This window comes from Moorena sp. SIO3A2, assembly GCF_010672265.1.
Classification (GTDB): Bacteria; Cyanobacteriota; Cyanobacteriia; order Cyanobacteriales; family Coleofasciculaceae; genus Moorena; species Moorena producens.
In genome coordinates, this window is the sequence record NZ_JAAHHC010000002.1 from 113,334 (window position 1) to 131,366 (window position 18,033).

Here is an 18,033-nt window from a genome sequence, read left to right on the forward strand (position 1 = left end):
CCCCACAACCATTACGGTACAGGCGGTGGATGACGAGAGTGTGGAAGGTGACCATAACACTACCATCAGCTACGCCATTACCAACACCGGGGATGAGGTCAAATATCCTGATACTCTGATTATCCCACCCACCGAGATCACCATTACTGATAATGACGCAGATGCTGCTGGTAAAGTCCTGATCAGCGAGATTGCCTCTCTGACGGAAGGTGCAGAGCCACAGGAGTATACCATTGCTCTGGACACTGTTCCAGCTGGGGCAGTAGAAATCACCATTACTGCCGATGACAACAGTGAAATCAGTGTTGATGGAGAGAGCTTCGACAACGAAGTGGTGGTCAGCCTAAGTGATACTCTTGCTCAAACCATTACGGTACAGGCAGTGGATGACCAGAGTATAGAAGGTGAGCACACTAGCACTATCAGCTACGCCATTACCAACACCGAGGATGAGGCCAAATATCCTGATACTCTCGATATCCCATCCACTGAAATTACCATTACTGATAATGAGGCAGATGCTGCTGGTCAAGTGATCATCACCCCAATTTCTCCTCTGACGGAAGGGGGAGAGGCACAGGAGTATACTATTGCTCTGGACACTGTTCCAGCTGGGGCAGTAGAAATCACCATTACTGCCGATGACAACAGTGAAATCAGTGTTGATGGAGAGAGCTTCGACAACGAAGTGGTGGTCAGCCTAGTCGATACTGCTGCCAAAACCATTAAGGTAATGGCGGTGGATGACACCGTTGTCGAAGGTGAGCACACCAGCACCATCAGCTACGCCATTATCAACACCGGGGATGAGGTCAAATATCCATCAACTCTCAATATCCCATCCACCGAGATTACCATTACTGATAATGAGACTGTTACCACAACCCCAGAGATTATCATCAGTGAAAACCCAATACTATTTGAGGGTGGTACTGGTATCTACACTGTTGCGTTAACTAAACAGCCCCTTGGAGAAGTAGAAGTTACTATCAAAGCTGATGATCAAACTGAAATCAGTTTAGATGGAACTACCTTTGCTTCAGAGCAAGTGCTTACCTTCAATGAGGCAAAACTCCAAACTATCACAGTGCGAGGGCTGGATGATCAAGAGGTTGAAGGGGATCACGAAAGTACCATCAGCCACGAGATTACCAAATCCGAGGACAGTGTGAACTATCCCCTGGGCAATGTTGGGTTAGTCACTGCCAATATTTTTGATAATGACATCCCGATTGTCACGATCACTGCTAGTGACCTTGAGGCAGCGGAAAAAGACCAAGACCCAGGCAGCATCACCATCACTCGTTCCGGAGACACTAGTGAAGACCTTACTGTCAGTTACATGACTTTTGGTAGCACTGCTACCGCAGATGACTACAGTGAAACCCTCAATGGGTCAGTCACTATTGCCGCTGGTGAGTCTTCCGTCGAGCTGAAAATCACTCCAGAAATCGACTCCCGAATCGACGAAGGTGATGAAACTGTTAACCTGGTCTTAAATACCAGCGAAGATTATAACTTAGTTGGCAAAAGGTTTGCTCAGATTACCATTGCTGATGACACATCGTCAGTTCCTGACAATAGTACCAGGTTTGTCTGGCGTAATTCACTGACAGGAGAGAATAAGCTGTGGAAGATAGATGATACTCACCAGGTAAATACAGTTAGCCTTCCTGCGGAAAAAGATCTCAATTTGGAAATCCAAGGTACTGGAGACTTTGATGGCGACGGTGAAACGGATGATGTATTCTGGCTTAACAAAGTAACCGGAGCCATTAAATACTGGCAAGGGCAAGGTGACGAGATCAAGGAGGTGATTATTGAGTCTGGTGAGGTAGACCCCATGGAATGGGAAATCACCGAGTTTGCTGACTTTAACGGTGACCTCAAACATGATATTCTCGCCTACAACCGAGATACTGGAGAGGTTGCAATCTGGGAAATAGATGGTGACCAGCTGGTGAATAAGGGGAGCATTGAACGGGATGGTCAGGCTTTACTGATAGCCGAAGACAGTGGATGGGAAATCCACGGTGCTGGTAACTTCAGTGGTGGGGATCGAGATCAGATTCTGTGGTACAACCAGGATAGTGGACAGGTTGGCATATGGGAGATAAATGGCAACGAACTAGTCGATGCTGCCGTGGTAACACGAGACGATGAGCCGGTACTAGCACCATCATCAACTGGATGGCAAATCGAAGCTGTGGCGGACTTCAGCGGCGATGGCCAAGACCAGATTCTGTGGTACCACTCGGAGAGTGGACAGATTGCCACATGGCAGATGTCTAATAAGAAACTAGTCAAAGGTGACATCCTCACACGGGATGGTGAGCCCTTAGGAATACTAAGCTCAACTGGATGGAGCATTCAGGGTATTGCAGACGTAGATAATGACGGCAAGTATGATATTGTCTGGAACAACAATAATACTATTGCTTTTTGGCACTTGAATGGGTCTGAATTGAGGGATGCAATGGTCATCGACCAGCCACCCGAGGCTGGCTTCAACCCCAACCTTATCTAAGCTATACTGCACACGGTTATAACCTGAGCTGATTGACGATCAGAACTAGCCCCCCAAAACAGCGACCGTGGAAGCTATAGGGACTTGGTATCAGTAGTTCCAATCAGCTTAGCTGAAAAAACCCCTTACTCAGTAAGGGGTTTTTCTAGTTTTATCAACCTTTGTGTTCATCAACCCTTCTTGGGTGTGTTTCTCGTTTGAGAATTGCTGAAAAGGATTTGGCTTAAACGCGATCGCCAATTTCTGCCAACTCACGTCCACCAAAAATTGCTGAACTATGACAGTAGAACTTAAACTCCATTAAGTTATAAAATGGATCTTGGAGGAAGAAAGTGCGATGCTCTGTAAGTTGACCGGGAAAGCGGGTCTTGGGTTGCTCGTAGAAAGATAATTGTTTTTGTTTAGTACGGTAAAGTAAGGCTTCCCAATCAGCCAGGGATGTAAAAACTAACCCGAAATGTCGAGGATAAATACCCCGCTGAGGTGTCAGGGTTTCTTTGGTTAGGTGAGCCACGAGTTGATGACCGTATAAATTCAGAATCACCGCATGGCGAGATTCTCTACCGATTTCGCAGCCAAGTCCATCACCGTAGTAGACTTTAGTTTGCTCAATGTCGGTAACGGGAAATGCGAGATGAAATAGGACTGGTTTCATAAGTTTTGGTTTGAGGGGAAAACGGTTGAAGGTTTTAAAGGTTGAAGGTTGACGGTTGAAGGTTGAAGGTTTTGACGGTTGAAGGTTGAAGGTTTTGACGGTTGAAGGTTGAAGGTTTTGACGGTTGAAGGCAAAAGGGTTGAAGGTTGTTCTTGCCCAGGGATCTCTTGTAGGGTAGGTTGTTCGCGTAGCGTGGCCTTTTGGCCAAGGTTTTAAAGAAATTCAACTTTATTCAAGAATCTGACCTAATCTGGGATCCGGTTGCTTCAGTAGTGTGCTTTGTTATTGGTTTTTTGGATAATGGGGAATGGGTAATAGGGTATGAGTGCTGGGGTAATGGCTCGGAAGCAATTACAATTACCAATTATCAATTACCACTTACCAATTATCAATTACTAATTACCAATTAACCAATTACTAATTACCAATATAACTATTTTGCTATGCTTGATGATAGTCTTTCTTTAAATCCTTGGCTAGTTGCTGTTGCAGTGAACACAGTTTTCCTTGCCATGGTATGGATAGCCCCCAAAAAATTACTCACCCCTGCTGGGATTGTCCACGCTTGGATATTAGGCGTACTGATTTGGGGTACTCTGAGCTGGCCAGGTTACACAGTAGTCGGATTTTACTTTTTGGTAGGGTCTGGTGTCACCCGCATTGGTATGGCGCAAAAGGAAGCGGCAGGAATTGCGGAAAAGCGTTCCGGTGCTAGGGGACCAGAGAATGTTTGGGGTTCAGCACTGACTGGAGCGATTTGTGCCTTGGGTACCCTACTGGTGGATGCTCCTTACCAGCAGTTATTGTTACTGGGCTATGTTGCTAGTTTTGCTACTAAGCTGTCCGATACCACTGCCAGTGAGGTGGGTAAGGCTTACGGCAAACGGACTTTCCTGATTACTACCTTACAGCCAGTAGCCCGGGGAACAGAAGGAGCTGTAAGTCTTGAGGGAACCCTAGCTGGAGTAATTGCTTCAGCTGCGATCGCATTTGTGGGTTGGGGCGTTGGTTTGGTTAACTTGACAGGAGTATTTTTCTGTGTTATTGCTGCCTTCATCGCCACCAATCTGGAGAGTGTAATTGGTGCGACACTACAATCTAAATTAGAATGGTTGACCAATGAAGTCGTGAATATTATTAATACGATTATTGGTGCGATCGCTGTTGTGCTGTTAGCTCTAGCATGGCACTGGATCAGCCAGGTATGAAGCATGAAGCATGAAGCATGAAGTATGAAGTGTTAATTGCGAAGCATGAAGTGTTAATCGTGAAGTATTAAGGATGAAGGATGAAAACATACAACTTGCTAAGCAACTAATCAATCTAATAAATTGAGATAGCGTTAGACTTCCGACTTCCGAGTTCCCACTTTATACTTCATACTTCATACTTCATACTTTATTCAGATTTTGGTCCAAAGACCATCTGTAGAACCATTGGTTCACCATCATCGCGGTGATACCTATCTGCCCACTGGCGGATAATTTCATCTAACTCTTCCATGGCCTGATTGATTTTCTCTGGCGGGATATCTAGTTCCTCCAACCCTCGCATGACTTGCGGCTGACGCTCTGCCCAGTTTCTCATTAACCGGAAGTATCGCGCTGTTTCGTCAATCATGGTGTAGGTGCGGGCTTTGTCATCTACTGGCGAGTAATATGCATTGGTTAGAGCGTAGTAGGGTAAGCCACCGGTGTGATCGATTCTGGTGACAGTTCCTGAATAGGTTAAGCGACGCTTGATGTGTTCAGCTAGAGCTTCACTCAATGGCAGACGTCGCTCTGGTGGTAAGTCTTCTTGGGATCTCCGGTGGAGAAATTCTATTAATTCAAAGAATTGTAAGGAATTGATGATCTGGGCATCCGGCAGGTGATCTGGCAGCTTAATCTCAAGATTGCGCTTTTCTTCCAGGTCAAGGCTGGTGCCATTGATCCGAGATTGCCCTGGTTGCCAGGGATAGTGTTCCATCCAGACATAGGGAAACTGAATCAGATAGCGAGGTTCCTGAGACCCCAACATCTTGAGCAGTTTCCCTTCTGTTAACGCTTGTCGAACTTCCTCAACAATGACCTTTACCCGCTTTGGCTCAATGTGATGCAAATGCCCAGTCATGCGGATATTGCCATCTTGCTCCAGATAGGTCATGTAAATGGCACATTTGGCAGCGGTTGCTGCTGCATCTAAAAACGCCCCATGTCGGTGTCCACTCGTCCGCAGGGCGCTGAAAGCCAGGTATAGCATGATCTGATCCATTGCACTGGGGCTTAGGGTTTTGATCAGATCGGATTGGTTGATCATCTTAGGGGCAATCACATCTACTTCCGTTGGTTATCAAGCTTATTTAGTTTCATTTTTCCACACTAGAACTAACTCACTGTCATCGAAGAAAGCGAGCTGAGGTTGCTTGGCAGAAAATTGACCAATTAAGAGGCACCCTAATCATGTCTTATTCCAATATATTATATAAAATAAGCCAACTACAAGTACACTATATTGAATTAGCACTTTCCCACTGTAGCCCGCTACTCGTACCCAACAGTGGGATTGAAATGCAGCCAGATATGCCATCAAACGGAATCCAGTCAGTTGACTCTCACACAAGAGACACACGTCCGCTACCACGATGGGCGATCAGGGTAGTCGGAATTACTGGTGATGAGACAAATTTGTGGTTTTCTTTTCTTCCATAAGAAAAAATTTGTCCTGTTTGCTCTACTACACTGGGACAATCATTACTATAGTTTAGTGGTGCATTTGAGCCATGGGCAATCATCGGTAAATTAACCCCAAACCAGATGGTTAAAACAGTAATTAAAGCAAGAGTAGTGTAAATTCGCATAGCCTATATCCGTATAAATGTTCCTCTAATTACTGATACGGATGGCTCGCATATGGTTCAGGGAAAAATATAAACTATAATGAAATTTTAAAAAAAATACCGTTATTGTAAATACCTCGTGAAATTCTTTATTTTAAAAAAAAAGTTTTGACGAACTTGTGTAAGTTTAGCGACTGTAATCCTTATATGAGAAGGATTTATCTCATGTTAACAATTTATTTATTTACCGCCATGAATGTTATTTAAAAAATTATAATTGCAATTACTTTGAATAAAAATAAGGATAGGTAATCCTGGTGATTATGGGTCTTTAAATAACTGCAAACTTGCTAAGTAGGCAAAGGGGATTACCTAGCAACCATTCACATTGCCAACGGCTTATGTAGCAATCCTAAATTATTTGTTAAAAATCCCCAATGGTAATATAATCGATTCTCTTCCGCTACTGCCGGTCTCTCCCCTTGTTTGGAAGTTTTACAACTCAAATGGAAGGCTGTATAAAGGAGCAGGTTTTTCTTGAATCCGTTCGGCAATCGGTCTAACCTTCTGAACCACATCAATTAAGTAATCATAATCAGGTGCTTTAGCATTGGGGATGTATCCTACTGATGCTGCCATGCTGCTGGAGGCAGATTCTAGTGCCTTGTGGATCTCCTGTTGTAGATTTCTCTCGACTGTTGGTCCGATCAGGATAGAACCACTTGGAATTTTATGAGAATCTATATATAAAATCCGGAACCTAGTCTGACTAAAGTCTAGGCGGTAGCGTTGCAACTCTTCTAAAGACAAAGCTCCAGCGACTACCTCCTCAGAGGCAATCCACTCTAAGACTTGTTTTGGTGTGGGGGCAAAACGCACTTCCGCTAGGGTCAGACCGTAGAGATTGTAGATGGGCAGATAATATCCTGTGGCAGAACCAGGTTGACCTAAAGCAATGACTTTACCCGCTAGTTCAGTCAAGTCTTGGATGGGGCTTTCGAGTTTTACTACGATCACTGAGCGTGACTTTTTGACTCCTTCGAGAGGTAGCACTGGTATGTACTGTGCCTCAGCAATGGCGATGGCTGCTAAACCAGGAGGAGCAAATACTATAGACAACTTGCTCTGCTTAATCAAAGTTAGTGCTCTGCGCTCGTTGTAAATCGGTTCTAATTCTATAATCATCTTAAGTCGAGCACCAAGATATTCGATTAACTTTGAGTATGGCTCTATAAAGCGATCGCTTTCCCCGTAACTTACGATCCCAATACTTAATTTCCCTAGCATAGGAGTATCGGGTGAGTTACAAGCTGTGAAAATCAATATAAGATTCAACAAGAATAGACGGCGGGAAAACATAATTAATTACCTTAAGAACTAAAACAGCTGTGGCACTAATGATACTATGGGAGATGGCTAATGTTAAAAAAACTTAATTTAGGAATCAAGCTAAACTTACTATTGCTATCCATTTTTATAGGACTTGTACTGACTGGTGGCTTGGTTTTGTCTCAACTTTTAGAAGGCTATGGGGAAAAAGTCGTAACTGACCAAGCCCTAATTCTGATCGAAACCATGGGTTCGGTGCGGGAGTATACCAATAATCAAGTGAATCCAGAATTAGCTGATCGATTAGAAAATGAAGACAGATTTTTACCCCAAACAGTACCTGCTTATTCAGCTCGGGAAGTTTTTGAAAATTTACGTAAACGTGAGCAATATCGTGATTTTTTCTATAAAGAAGCGACCCTTAATCCAACTAACCTCAGAGATAAAGCTGATAGTTTCGAGACTGAAATCGTGGAGAGTTTTCGACAGCAGCCAGAGCTAACAGAAAAAACCGGTTTTCGCTCCCTTCCTAGTGGAAAAATTTTTTATGTTGCCCGTCCTCTCGCTGTTTCTGAAAAAAGCTGTTTACGATGCCACAGTACTCCTGAAGCCGCCCCTGCTAGCCAAATTGCTACCTACGGTGATGAGCATGGTTTTGGTTGGAAGTTCGATGAAATTGTTGGTGCCAAAATTGTATCAGTTCCAGCGTTTAAAATCTTTAATTCTGCTAAGCAGTTACAGGTATTGGTGATTGGGATTATTACTGGTTTTTTCCTGGTAGCAATCTTGCTGATTAATCGTTTCCTAAAGGTATCGGTGACCAAACCTCTTAAGCAGATGGCTCAATTAGCTAAGGAAGTTAGTACTGGCAATATGGCTGGAGAATTTGACCATGATTCAGATGATGAAATTGGTATACTCGCCAAATCTCTGAATCGGATGAAAGTTAGTTTAGAAATGGCGATGAATATGCTGAATTCAGAAACTAATTAGTAATCCAAAATTACTAATTGCTTGCTCAACTGATGCCTGAAGGATTACTAAGTATTACTTATATAGCACTACCCATTGAGATTAGGAATGTCCTAATCTCCGAAACTTAGTCATAGCTTACTTCTGACTTCTGACTTCTCACTTCTGACTTGCGCGTAGCGCTATAACTGACCCGATGACATTAAACGCCGTTGAAAGTCTTGGGCATATTTTTGATTGGGAATTTGTTGAGATAAAGCTTTTACAAATTCTTGGGCGGAAGAGTTAGGATGCTGGACAAGAGTACGCTGGCAGACAATGGTAGCCATCGGGCCAATTAACTCAGCGAGTTCCTGTTGGCAAAGAGCTACAAAATTGGGGTCTAGTAAATTACTATTCCGATTAGGGGCAGAAGAAATTGGCAGTGCTGTAGGACCAACCCAGGGTTGAGTTGTACTGGCTGGCCGTCTTGGGGAAGAACCATTACTGATTCTTGACTTATGGCTTTTTGTTTCTTTGGAGGCTTGGCTAGTTTTGGTATGGAAAGGTATCTTGGTGGGATACAACGCATTGTTAATATCTACTAACTGCTGATAAATTTCTTCAGCAGTTTGGGGACGCTGATTGGGTAAACGAGCCATCAGATAGTCGAGGAAATCTGCCAGTTGTGGCAAAATATTCGGAACACTGTCGCGCCAGCTTAACTCATCATTATAGGATTCATAAAATTTACTCGGGTCTTGACCAGTGAGTAGATAAACAAAGGTGCGCCCCAAAGCAAAAAAGTCTGATTGGGGGACTGCCTGACCGTTAAGCTGCTCTAGTGGTGTATACCCTGCGGAAACTACCCCTGTTACCATACCAGTGGCTTTTTTGGTCACAAAGGTACCTGTAATTTCCCGGGCAGTGCCAAAGTCAATTAACACCAGTTGTCCATCTGTCCTGAGCATAATGTTAGAGGGCTTGATATCCCGATGGAAAAAGTTATGACTGTGTACTGCCTGTAAGATGGTAGCTAGCTGGATCAGCCACCGAATGGCAATTTTCTGGTCAATGGGAGCACCCCGCTTTTGGATGTATTGCTTTAGATTCAATCCTTCAATCTTTTCCATCACCAGACAATGAACTGGCTCGTCGCTGTTTCTGGGGTAGACTGTGAAGTAGGCATCAGGTTCTACTTTGGGAATGCCACTATTCTCTAGTCGGCCGAGGACTTCGGCTTCTCTTTGGAATAGTTCAATATACTTGGGACTATTCTTAATGAGAACTTTCAGAACTCTAGGGTTGCCTTGACGATCAACAATTTCATAGGTTTTGCCAAAACCGCCATTTCCCAGTTGACTGATCACTCGATAGCGCCCTTCCAGCAACAACTCAGAATTACAACTCTGACAGAATAGTTTACTGTCAGGGTTGCGGGGATTTGAGCAGTTGGGATTAATGCACAGACTCATCAGAAGCACGCTGGTACAGGAGCAAGGTAGGAGCAGGTACAGGACTTAGGCATAAAGTCAATAGAGTTCTAGCAACAGTCAATTTTTGCTAGGTATCTATATTTACTTATCTGGTCAGCCGTGGCAATTTATGCACCCACCATGTCACAACAAGTTTTACACATGATATTTTAAAGGGCTATTTGGATTTTAGGTTTCCAACCTGAGGAGATGGTTGTTTAGTTGTTTGGTTGAAGGTTGAAGGTTGAAGGTTGAAGGTTGTTTGGTTGAAGATTGAAGGTTGAAGGTTGTTTGGTTGAAGGTTTAATCACCTGTAACCTGTAACCTGTAACCTGTAACCTGTAACCTGTAACCTGTAACCTGTAACCTGTAACCTTCAACCTGTAACCTTCAACCTGTAACCTTCAACCTGTAACCTTTAACTTTTATAGCTTCCCCGGAATTAAGTATCCCACTGTAGGCGATACAGTTGCAGGGGCTGGTCTTTACCTTTAACCTTAACCGGGGACATTTTTTCCAACGGTAGAGTTTTATCCCTCAGCTTGTCGAAGGTGCTTTGGGAAATTAGAATTTCTCCCTCCTGAGCGGCACTACAGATGCGGCTAGTAACATTGGTAGTGTCACCGATAGTAGCGTATTGAATCAGCTTGTGTGAACCGATATTACCTGCTGCTACTTTGCCAGTATTTAGTCCAATGTGGATTTCAATCTCTAAATTGCGCCGCTGGAACCAATCCTGATTTAGGTGAATAACTGCTCGTTGCATTGCGATCGCAGCTTGGACGGCTCGGTCAGCATCGTCCGGTTGGCAATAGGGGGCTCCCCACACAGCCAGTAAGGCATCCCCAATATATTTTTCTAAAGTGCCTTCGTATTTAAACACAATATCCTCTACCATCACCTGGAAGTATTCATTGAGCATCTCAATCACTTGGCGTGGCTTCATCCGAGAGGACATTTGGGTAAATTTACTGATGTCGGCAAACAGGGCGGTTACTTCGGTATCTATAATTTCTAAGTGGCCTTCTTCCTTGAGCTTTTTACTCACAGCTTCCGGAAAGAAAAGCTCAAATTTACTCCGCATTACTGCTTCTTCCTGCATCTTCTGGTAAAGTTGAGCATTGTCAATTGCGATCGCAGCTTGGTTAGCTAGAGCCGTCAAAAACTCCAAGTCTTCTTGAGAATAAATATTGGCTCTAGAGAGATTATCCGCATACAATACCCCAATCACTTCCTCTCTCGGTTTTAGAGGTACACACATGGAGGCATGGATTTCTTGCTGGAGCACTGACTGGGAATTACTGAATCGTTGGTCAATGGCAGCATCAGCAATTAAAACCCCATCCCCCTTCTGGTGTACGAAATTGGTAATTCGTTTGCTATAAAATCGCTCATGGGTGGGTATGCCTGTTCGGGAGTTGACAGCTTTTTCCTCTAGCATTCCCGTGTCTTGATTAACCATGAGGATGATTGCCCGGTCTACATTCATAATCTCGAACAGCAGGTCAAGAATTTTTCTCAACAAGTGATCAGGCTCATCGGGAGAGGAAAGTTGCTTACTCACCTCCAATAAGATTTTTAACTTGTCTACTGAGCGTTGACCTGTCTCTTGCTCTCGCAGCTTCAGGGCTGAGCCTTTATAAGTTAAACTGTCATGGTGCAGTAATTCCTGAATTTCGACACGGGTTTGTTCTGGGGATAACCTGCTGACAATCGAAAAGTTGGAATCATTATCCTTCAAGATATTTGGGGTGATTCTGCCATCATCACTCACAAATTCAAAGATTACACTGCCCAGACGTATTAAGTCTCCGTCTTTGAGTTCACACTGGTCAATTTTGGCGTCATTAACAAACGTGTGATTTAGGCTACCTAAGTCTTTTAGGATAACCCGATCATTCGTGATTGTAACCTGAGCATGATGGCGGGAAAGACTTTTATGGATTACGGTAATACTATTATTTATTTCCCGTCCTATGGTATTGGCTCCACTGCTCAATTTATAACTTTCTTGGTTATTCGGCTCTGATTTAGCAATTAAATACGGCACAATCTAGCTCTCGTCATTAGTTCTTATCTCAGTTAAGTATAATCGACTAAATTATCAAACTACTAATTTAAGGTTCTAAGTAGTCGGACATAAATTTTGATCACTGTATTAAGAAATATTACTTAGACTCAAACCCTTACTGCTCCGAAGCTCCCTGCTCCGTTCGCGTTCGCGCAGCGTCGGGCAAAGCCCAAAAGCGTAGCCCACGGCCTTAGCTACCTGCTCCGAAGTCCTCACAGTTAACTTTAATTGTGTCCGACTACTTAGGACTAGGTTTAATGGCTAAGGGGGTTCTGACAAGCCTATTTAGCAAGGAGGTTATCAAATGCCCCTGTTGTAACTAATACCTAACACCTAATACCTAGAATTTGTGGTCTGACCTAGTTTCCTAGCTCCGCGTCAAGCACTGAGGCTGTCAACTGCTTGTATTTTACCTAATGCCTAATGCCTAATCCCTAACCCCTAATCTCTAATCCCTAACACCATTACCCTAAATGCCTAATCCCTAACCCCTAAATGCCTAATGTCTAATCCCTAACCCCTAAGCTCTAATCCCTAGAATTTGGTTGATAACTGTTTTAAAAACTGGTGAGATAAATTTCGTGGTAGTAGGATAAAACTTGATATTAGGTTAACACTTGCTTGACTGGTAGTTTATAGGGCAATGGGTTGACGATTTTTAAAAGTATATCAAACTATTAAGCCATTTTGGCAAAAATAAGTCATAGTGAAAATACTTAGTTATAATCAAAGAATTGGAAGTACTATCCCCATTGGGGGGAGGAGGAAGCCATGGGGATCGCTACAGTTAACCCAGCAACCGGGGAAACCATCAAAACCTTTGAGCCAGAGAGTCCGTCGTCGATTGCGACCAAGCTAGCAGTTGCCCAAGAGGCGTTTGAGCAATACTGCCAAACATCAATGGAGCAAAGAGCAGAGTGGCTAAACGCAGCGGCGGAGATTGTAGAGCGGGATCGAGTCAAATTCGGCACGCTGATGACCACGGAGATGGGAAAACCCCTCAAAAGTGCGATCGCAGAAGCGCAAAAATGTGCTTTGGTTTGTCGGTACTACGCTGAACACGCAGCTGAATTCCTAGCAGATGTCCCAGCCTCTACCGATGCCACCCAAAGCTTTGTGCGCTACCAACCTCTAGGAGTAATTCTAGCAGTCATGCCCTGGAATTTTCCATTTTGGCAAGTCTTCCGTTTTGCTGCTCCAGCATTGATGGCGGGAAATGTGGGGTTGCTAAAACACGCCTCTAATGTGCCTCAATGCGCCTTAGCCCTTGAGCAAATCTTTGTTGAAGCAGGATTTCCCGAAGGGGTGTTTGGGACCTTACTGATTGGTGCTGACCAAGTAGAGGCAGTAATTCAGGATCCACGGGTCAAAGCTGCCACCCTAACTGGTAGTGAGCTAGCAGGAGCAGCTTTAGCCGCAGCGGCTGGGACACAAATCAAGAAAACTGTCCTGGAACTAGGGGGAAGTGACCCGTTTATTGTCCTAGAAAGTGCCGATTTAGAAGCAGCAGCTACCACGGGTGTGACTGCTAGGATGCTCAATAACGGTCAATCATGTATTGCAGCGAAACGGTTTATTGTGGTGGACGCAGTAGCCGAGGACTTTCAGCAACGCCTACTGGACAAATTCCAAGCCTTGAAAGTGGGAGATCCCATGGCGGAAGATACCGATATTGGCCCATTGGCAACCCCTGGTATTCTTAGAGACTTAGACCAACAGGTACAAGCCTGCATTGAACAAGGGGCAAAGGTTCTTATCGGTGGCCATCCTTTAAGCGATCGCGCTGGTAACTTCTACCCCCCCACAATTCTAACTGACTTCCCACCAGGCACTCCAGCTGATAACGAAGAATTTTTTGGCCCTGTTGCCCTATTGTTTAGAGTTCCGGATATTGATGCTGCTATTAAGCTTGCCAATTCCACAGTATTTGGATTAGGAGCTAGTGCCTGGACAACCAATGAGGAGCAAATCCCCAGGCTGATTGATGAACTTGAAGCTGGAGCAGTGTTTATCAATGGCTTAGTCAAATCCGACCCCCGTTTACCCTTCGGTGGCATCAAACGTTCTGGCTATGGGCGAGAACTAAGCATTCAAGGGATACATGAGTTCGTAAACATCAAAACTGTTTGGGTGAAGTAAAAATCCTAGGTATTAGGCTAAAACCATTAGTAAGCATTCAGCTATCAGCTAAAGGCCTACGGCCACGCTACGCGAACAGCTAAAGGCCTACGGCCACGCTACGCGAACAGTCTATGCGCTACAGATGGTGCTACTTGAGGTGCTATCAGCCGTGCTTATGGGTCAAGTCCCAGCGTCGAAGCCTGTGCCACACTAGTTGAGGTACTTTTGAATAAAATAAGCTGACAGCTGACGGCTGACTGCTGAATGCTTACAACCATTAGCCTAATACCATTAGCCTAAAACCATTAGCCTATAGCAATTCTATTTGAATCCTGAACAGTGATAGTTACTACTGACGGATTTTCTGACTCAGGACTCAGGACTCAGCACTATTCTTAAAATTAACCTTGTTGGTGAGGCTATCTGTGTATCCGTCCCTGTGGTGCTGGTGAAGGGGAAAATAGGAAGTTTTTATGTAACATTTTTAACTTTTTTACATCAATTTTTGACTGTTAACTTTTATTAAAGTTCCCCGGATAGAAGCCAGAATGGCTATACAACTCAGTATTCCCGTTCTTTGATAGTTATCAAAAGCTTATCAAAGGCTGCTTTAACATTGCTCGATCCCTACTGACTTCTGAAAAATTGGGATGCACCGGATCTCAAATGCTAAATCCTTGTCTTGATGCAGTCGCTCATGGGGGAAACCCCCAAGACCGCTTAGGTGCGCTTTCCGTTGGCGAATTAAATTCGCCACGGGTCGCACCTCTGCATCGCTTGTCATGAACTAATAACAAATATGGACGAAGGCTAATAGAAAAAGCTAAAAAGGAATCTCAAAAGAAATCTAAACAGGAATTTTTACAATCAAAGATTATTTTGATACCAAAACTATATATACCAGGGATGATTAGATATGGGTGACATGAATACCGCTGAACTATTGGTAAATTGCTTAGAAAACGAAGGAGTCGAGTACGTTTTTGGACTACCTGGAGAAGAAAATCTCCATGTTCTAGAAGCTCTTAGACATTCTTCAATTCAATTTATTACCACTCGTCATGAACAGGGAGCAGCCTTTATGGCAGACGTTTACGGACGGCTGACAGGAAAGGCTGGAGTTTGCCTGTCTACCCTTGGTCCAGGGGCAACTAACTTAATGACTGGGGTTGCTGATGCCAATTTGGATGGAGCACCTCTAGTAGCGATAACTGGTCAGGTGGGAACAGACCGGATGCATATTGAGTCCCACCAGTACTTGGATTTGGTGGCAATGTTTGCTCCAGTGACTAAGTGGAACCGGCAAATTGTCCGCCCTGATACGACCGCAGAAATTGTCCGTAAAGCGTTTAAACTCGCTCAGACCGAAAAACCAGGAGCGGTACACATAGATTTGCCAGAAAACATTGCGGCCATGCCAGTCAATAGCCAACCCCTAGGCAAAGATGGTCGGGAAAAAACCTTTGCGTCTTTCCGTAGTTTGGGTAAGGCAGCTGTGGCAATTTCTAAGGCGAAAAATCCCCTAATCTTGGCGGGTAATGGCGCAATTCGTGCTAATGCTGCTGAAGCCCTAACCCAATTTGCCACCCGGATGAATATTCCAGTGGTCAATAGCTTCATGGGTAAAGGGTGTATTCCTTATACTCATCCCCTGGCCTTGTGGACCCTGGGATTACAACAACGGGACCACATCACCTGTGCTTTTGAGCAATCGGATTTGGTGATTGCGGTGGGATATGATTTGATTGAATATTCTCCGAAAAAGTGGAATCCAGAGGGCAAGATTCCCATTATTCATATCGGTGCCAGTCCAGCAGAAATTGATAAAAGCTACATTCCTTTAGTGGAGGTAGTGGGGGATATTTCTGACTCTCTCAAGGAAATTATGAAGCAGGGAGACCGGGAAGGTAAACCGATACCATCCGCTGCTGAACTGCGGTCGGAAATCCGAGAGGACTACGAACAGTATGCTAATGATGAAGGCTTTCCGATCAAGCCGCAAAAACTGATCTATGACCTACGCCAGGTCATGGAACCAGAAGATATTGTGATCTCTGATGTAGGAGCTCACAAGATGTGGATGGCTCGTCAGTACCATTGTGATTGTCCCAATACCTGTATCATTTCTAATGGTTTCGCAGCCATGGGGATTGCTTTGCCAGGAGCAGTAGCGGCTAAGCTGGTTTACCCAGATCGGAATATCGTGGCAGTGACTGGTGATGGGGGCTTTATGATGAATTGCCAGGAACTTGAAACAGCACTAAGAGTAGGGACTGCCTTTGTGACACTGATTTTCAATGATGGTGGCTATGGCTTGATTGATTGGAAGCAACAAAATCACTTTGGTGAGTCGGCTTTTGTGAATTTTGGCAATCCAGATTTTGTCAAATTTGCTGAAAGTATGGGACTAAAAGGCTATCGTGTCAATTCAGTGGATGAGTTGATTCCTACCCTACAAGAAGCATTAGCTCAAGATGTGCCTACGGTGATTGATTGTCCGGTGGACTATGGCGAAAACCTACGCTTTAGCCAAAAGACTGGTGGTTTAACTTGCAAGATTTAAGGTTATTTGGGTTTAAGGTTGTTGAAGGTTGTTCGCGTAGCGTGGCCTTTTGGCCAAGGTTGTTCGCGTAGCGTGGCCTTTTGGCCAAGGTTGTTGAAGGTTGAAGGTTTAAGGTTGTTGAAGGTTGAAGGTTTAAGGTTGTTGAAGGTTGAAGGTTGAAGGTTGAAGGTTGGAGGTTGTTGAAGGTTGGAGGTTGTTGAAGGTTGAAGGTTGAAGGTTGAAGGTTGTTGAAGGTTGCAGGTTGCTGAAGGTTGTTGAAGGTTGTTGAAGGTTGCAGGTTGGAGGTTGCAGGTTGAAGGTTGCAGGTTGCTGAAGGTTGTTGAAGGTTGTTGAAGGTTGCAGGTTGGAGGTTGCAGGTTGAAGGTTGCAGGTTGTTGAAGGTTGCAGGTTGGAGGTTGCAGGTTGAAGGTTGCAGGTTGAAGGTTGAAGGTTGCAGGTTGCAGGTTGCAGGTTGCAGGTTGCAGGTTCTAATCTTCAAGTTGTTAACCCTCTGTTCCCTGTTCCCTGTTCCCTCAACAGTAAATAACTTTCAACCTACCCTACAAGGGATGCCCAGGGCAAACAACCGGTTAACTTTCAACCGGTTAACCTTCAACAGTGAAGAACCTTCAACAGTGAAGAACCTTCAACCGGTTAACTTTCAACTTGTTAACTTTCAACTTGTTAACTTTCAACCTGTTAACCTTCAACTTGTTAACCTACCCTACGGGAACGCCTTTGGCGAACAACCGGTTAACCTTCAACCGGTTAACCTTCAAAAAACCTTTGCGCCACAATGGCGAGACAGCAGGAATTTATATAGTTATCTTAAATTAAATACAACTAGGTTGGTTTCAACAACCAATCATTACATCAATAAATTTGGCACTAGAGAGTTAATCCAGTAAGAATAGGTGAAGGATTTTACTCTGGATTGGCAAAGTCTACTTTACCCTTCACCAAACCTCTAGGGTTTAGGAACAAAACTCTTCCTAACTGGGAAGGAAAACTGCTTTACTGGCTGCGGAACGAATAACTAAACTTTGGGCGATATATATATGATTGCCCTGATGTTTAATGCCTACCCATAATCGTCATTACTGGATCGATTCTCTAGAGCTAATTTCACCCAAATTAAACCTTTTGAAAAGGGAGAGTACTCAATATGGATGAGATGGAAATTTATAATCAGCGTCCTGCTGGTTCGGCTCTGTTTTAAACTTCGGAAAGCTTCATCGATTCTATCAAAGATTTGGACTTCATGACAGATGTGTCGGAAGATCAGCTCAACAAGATTGAAGGAGGTGACGACAGTAGCGGACGCCGCCGCAAACGCCGCCCCGCTAACATCAAAGACTTTAATGACTTTTTCGGCAATGGCCAGCCTATTATCATTAGTAATGACGTGAACTTGGAAGGGATCGCGATCCCTAAGAAGGGTGGTACTGCAGTCGTTAACCAAAACGTTAACATTTTCAACAAATTTATCTTCATAATTCCAGGATTCTTTCAGAAGCGTGGTGGTAGCTCTAGTTAATACCAAT

At 44.1% G+C, this 18,033-nt stretch carries 16 protein-coding genes; 7 read left to right on the forward strand and 9 right to left on the reverse strand.

Going from position 1 to position 18,033, the window contains the following annotated elements; genetic code table 11:
• Positions 1-2,527, forward strand: a 2,527-nt coding sequence (locus F6K64_RS03635) for a Calx-beta domain-containing protein (protein ID WP_287247607.1), incomplete at its 5' end; no start/stop codon positions are given.
• Positions 2,528-2,750: 223 nt separating this feature from the next.
• On the opposite strand, the gene F6K64_RS03640 is transcribed toward F6K64_RS03635, so the two are convergent.
• Both F6K64_RS03640 and F6K64_RS03645 read right to left on the reverse strand, forming a co-directional pair.
• On the reverse strand, positions 2,751-3,182 hold the full coding sequence (locus F6K64_RS03640) for a VOC family protein (protein ID WP_008186652.1): 432 nt from the start codon (positions 3,180-3,182) through the stop codon (positions 2,751-2,753).
• A 34-nt stretch (positions 3,183-3,216) separates the two neighbouring features.
• Complete coding sequence (locus F6K64_RS03645) at positions 3,217-3,390, reverse strand: hypothetical protein (RefSeq protein ID WP_154659852.1); 174 nt, start codon at positions 3,388-3,390, stop codon at positions 3,217-3,219.
• Between the two features lie 235 nt (positions 3,391-3,625).
• Here F6K64_RS03645 and F6K64_RS03650 point away from each other — a divergent pair, with 235 nt between their 5' ends.
• Positions 3,626-4,390: a TIGR00297 family protein gene (locus F6K64_RS03650; RefSeq protein ID WP_008186648.1), complete on the forward strand. Its 765-nt coding sequence runs from the start codon at positions 3,626-3,628 to the stop codon at positions 4,388-4,390.
• Between the two features lie 190 nt (positions 4,391-4,580).
• Here the strand turns inward: F6K64_RS03650 and hetR are convergent, their stop codons facing one another.
• From hetR to F6K64_RS03665, 3 genes are all read right to left on the reverse strand, one after another.
• Positions 4,581-5,480, reverse strand: coding sequence for a heterocyst differentiation master regulator HetR (hetR, locus tag F6K64_RS03655; RefSeq protein ID WP_287247612.1), 900 nt, complete (start codon positions 5,478-5,480; stop codon positions 4,581-4,583).
• A 295-nt stretch (positions 5,481-5,775) separates the two neighbouring features.
• On the reverse strand, positions 5,776-6,021 hold the full coding sequence (locus tag F6K64_RS03660; RefSeq protein WP_008186642.1) for a hypothetical protein: 246 nt from the start codon (positions 6,019-6,021) through the stop codon (positions 5,776-5,778).
• A 474-nt stretch (positions 6,022-6,495) separates the two neighbouring features.
• A complete protein-coding gene (locus F6K64_RS03665) occupies positions 6,496-7,359 on the reverse strand; it encodes a phosphate/phosphite/phosphonate ABC transporter substrate-binding protein (RefSeq protein WP_287247616.1) in 864 nt (287 codons plus the stop codon).
• Positions 7,360-7,419: 60 nt separating this feature from the next.
• Between F6K64_RS03665 and F6K64_RS03670 the strand changes: the two genes are divergently transcribed.
• Positions 7,420-8,322, forward strand: a complete 903-nt coding sequence (locus F6K64_RS03670; RefSeq protein WP_008180375.1) for a Tll0287-like domain-containing protein — start codon at positions 7,420-7,422, stop codon at positions 8,320-8,322.
• A gap of 161 nt (positions 8,323-8,483) precedes the next feature.
• Here the strand turns inward: F6K64_RS03670 and F6K64_RS03675 are convergent, their stop codons facing one another.
• Together F6K64_RS03675 and F6K64_RS03680 are read right to left on the reverse strand one after the other, a co-directional pair.
• Positions 8,484-9,755 carry a serine/threonine protein kinase gene (locus F6K64_RS03675; RefSeq protein ID WP_044492365.1) on the reverse strand — a complete coding sequence of 424 codons (1,272 nt, stop codon included), beginning with the start codon at positions 9,753-9,755 and terminating at the stop codon, positions 8,484-8,486.
• Between the two features lie 442 nt (positions 9,756-10,197).
• Entirely contained in the window at positions 10,198-11,805 is a 1,608-nt protein-coding gene (locus F6K64_RS03680; RefSeq protein ID WP_287247619.1) for an adenylate/guanylate cyclase domain-containing protein, read from the reverse strand.
• A 792-nt stretch (positions 11,806-12,597) separates the two neighbouring features.
• Here F6K64_RS03680 and F6K64_RS03685 point away from each other — a divergent pair.
• On the forward strand, positions 12,598-13,965 hold the full coding sequence (locus F6K64_RS03685; protein WP_008180367.1) for an NAD-dependent succinate-semialdehyde dehydrogenase: 1,368 nt from the start codon (positions 12,598-12,600) through the stop codon (positions 13,963-13,965).
• Between the two features lie 592 nt (positions 13,966-14,557).
• Here the strand turns inward: F6K64_RS03685 and F6K64_RS03690 are convergent.
• Positions 14,558-14,704, reverse strand: a complete 147-nt coding sequence (locus F6K64_RS03690; RefSeq protein ID WP_154659688.1) for a hypothetical protein — start codon at positions 14,702-14,704, stop codon at positions 14,558-14,560.
• A 159-nt stretch (positions 14,705-14,863) separates the two neighbouring features.
• Here F6K64_RS03690 and F6K64_RS03695 point away from each other — a divergent pair, with 159 nt between their 5' ends.
• Positions 14,864-16,510 carry an acetolactate synthase large subunit gene (locus tag F6K64_RS03695; RefSeq protein WP_287247623.1) on the forward strand — a complete coding sequence of 549 codons (1,647 nt, stop codon included), beginning with the start codon at positions 14,864-14,866 and terminating at the stop codon, positions 16,508-16,510.
• On the opposite strand, the gene F6K64_RS03700 is transcribed toward F6K64_RS03695, so the two are convergent.
• Entirely contained in the window at positions 16,473-16,988 is a 516-nt protein-coding gene (locus tag F6K64_RS03700; RefSeq protein ID WP_287247625.1) for a hypothetical protein, read from the reverse strand. The two genes, F6K64_RS03695 and F6K64_RS03700, sit on opposite strands and share 38 nt — an antisense overlap.
• On the opposite strand from F6K64_RS03700, the gene F6K64_RS03705 reads away from it, so the two are divergent.
• Entirely contained in the window at positions 16,969-17,397 is a 429-nt protein-coding gene (locus F6K64_RS03705) for a hypothetical protein (RefSeq protein WP_287264861.1), read from the forward strand. The genes F6K64_RS03700 and F6K64_RS03705 overlap by 20 nt on opposite strands.
• 353 nt (positions 17,398-17,750) lie before the next feature.
• Positions 17,751-18,026: a hypothetical protein gene (locus F6K64_RS03710; RefSeq protein WP_287264863.1), complete on the forward strand. Its 276-nt coding sequence runs from the start codon at positions 17,751-17,753 to the stop codon at positions 18,024-18,026.
• The last annotated feature ends 7 nt before the right edge of the window (positions 18,027-18,033 follow it).

Coding starts and splice junctions, on each gene's coding strand:
- hetR (WP_287247612.1), bottom strand. CDS start 5,480: ATGATCAACCAATCCGATCTGATCAAAACCCTAAGCCCCAGTGCAATG.
- F6K64_RS03710 (WP_287264863.1), top strand. CDS start 17,751: ATGACAGATGTGTCGGAAGATCAGCTCAACAAGATTGAAGGAGGTGAC.
- F6K64_RS03660 (WP_008186642.1), bottom strand. CDS start 6,021: ATGCGAATTTACACTACTCTTGCTTTAATTACTGTTTTAACCATCTGG.
- F6K64_RS03650 (WP_008186648.1), top strand. CDS start 3,626: ATGCTTGATGATAGTCTTTCTTTAAATCCTTGGCTAGTTGCTGTTGCA.
- F6K64_RS03675 (WP_044492365.1), bottom strand. CDS start 9,755: ATGAGTCTGTGCATTAATCCCAACTGCTCAAATCCCCGCAACCCTGAC.
- F6K64_RS03685 (WP_008180367.1), top strand. CDS start 12,598: ATGGGGATCGCTACAGTTAACCCAGCAACCGGGGAAACCATCAAAACC.
- F6K64_RS03695 (WP_287247623.1), top strand. CDS start 14,864: ATGGGTGACATGAATACCGCTGAACTATTGGTAAATTGCTTAGAAAAC.
- F6K64_RS03670 (WP_008180375.1), top strand. CDS start 7,420: ATGTTAAAAAAACTTAATTTAGGAATCAAGCTAAACTTACTATTGCTA.
- F6K64_RS03665 (WP_287247616.1), bottom strand. CDS start 7,359: ATGTTTTCCCGCCGTCTATTCTTGTTGAATCTTATATTGATTTTCACA.
- F6K64_RS03640 (WP_008186652.1), bottom strand. CDS start 3,182: ATGAAACCAGTCCTATTTCATCTCGCATTTCCCGTTACCGACATTGAG.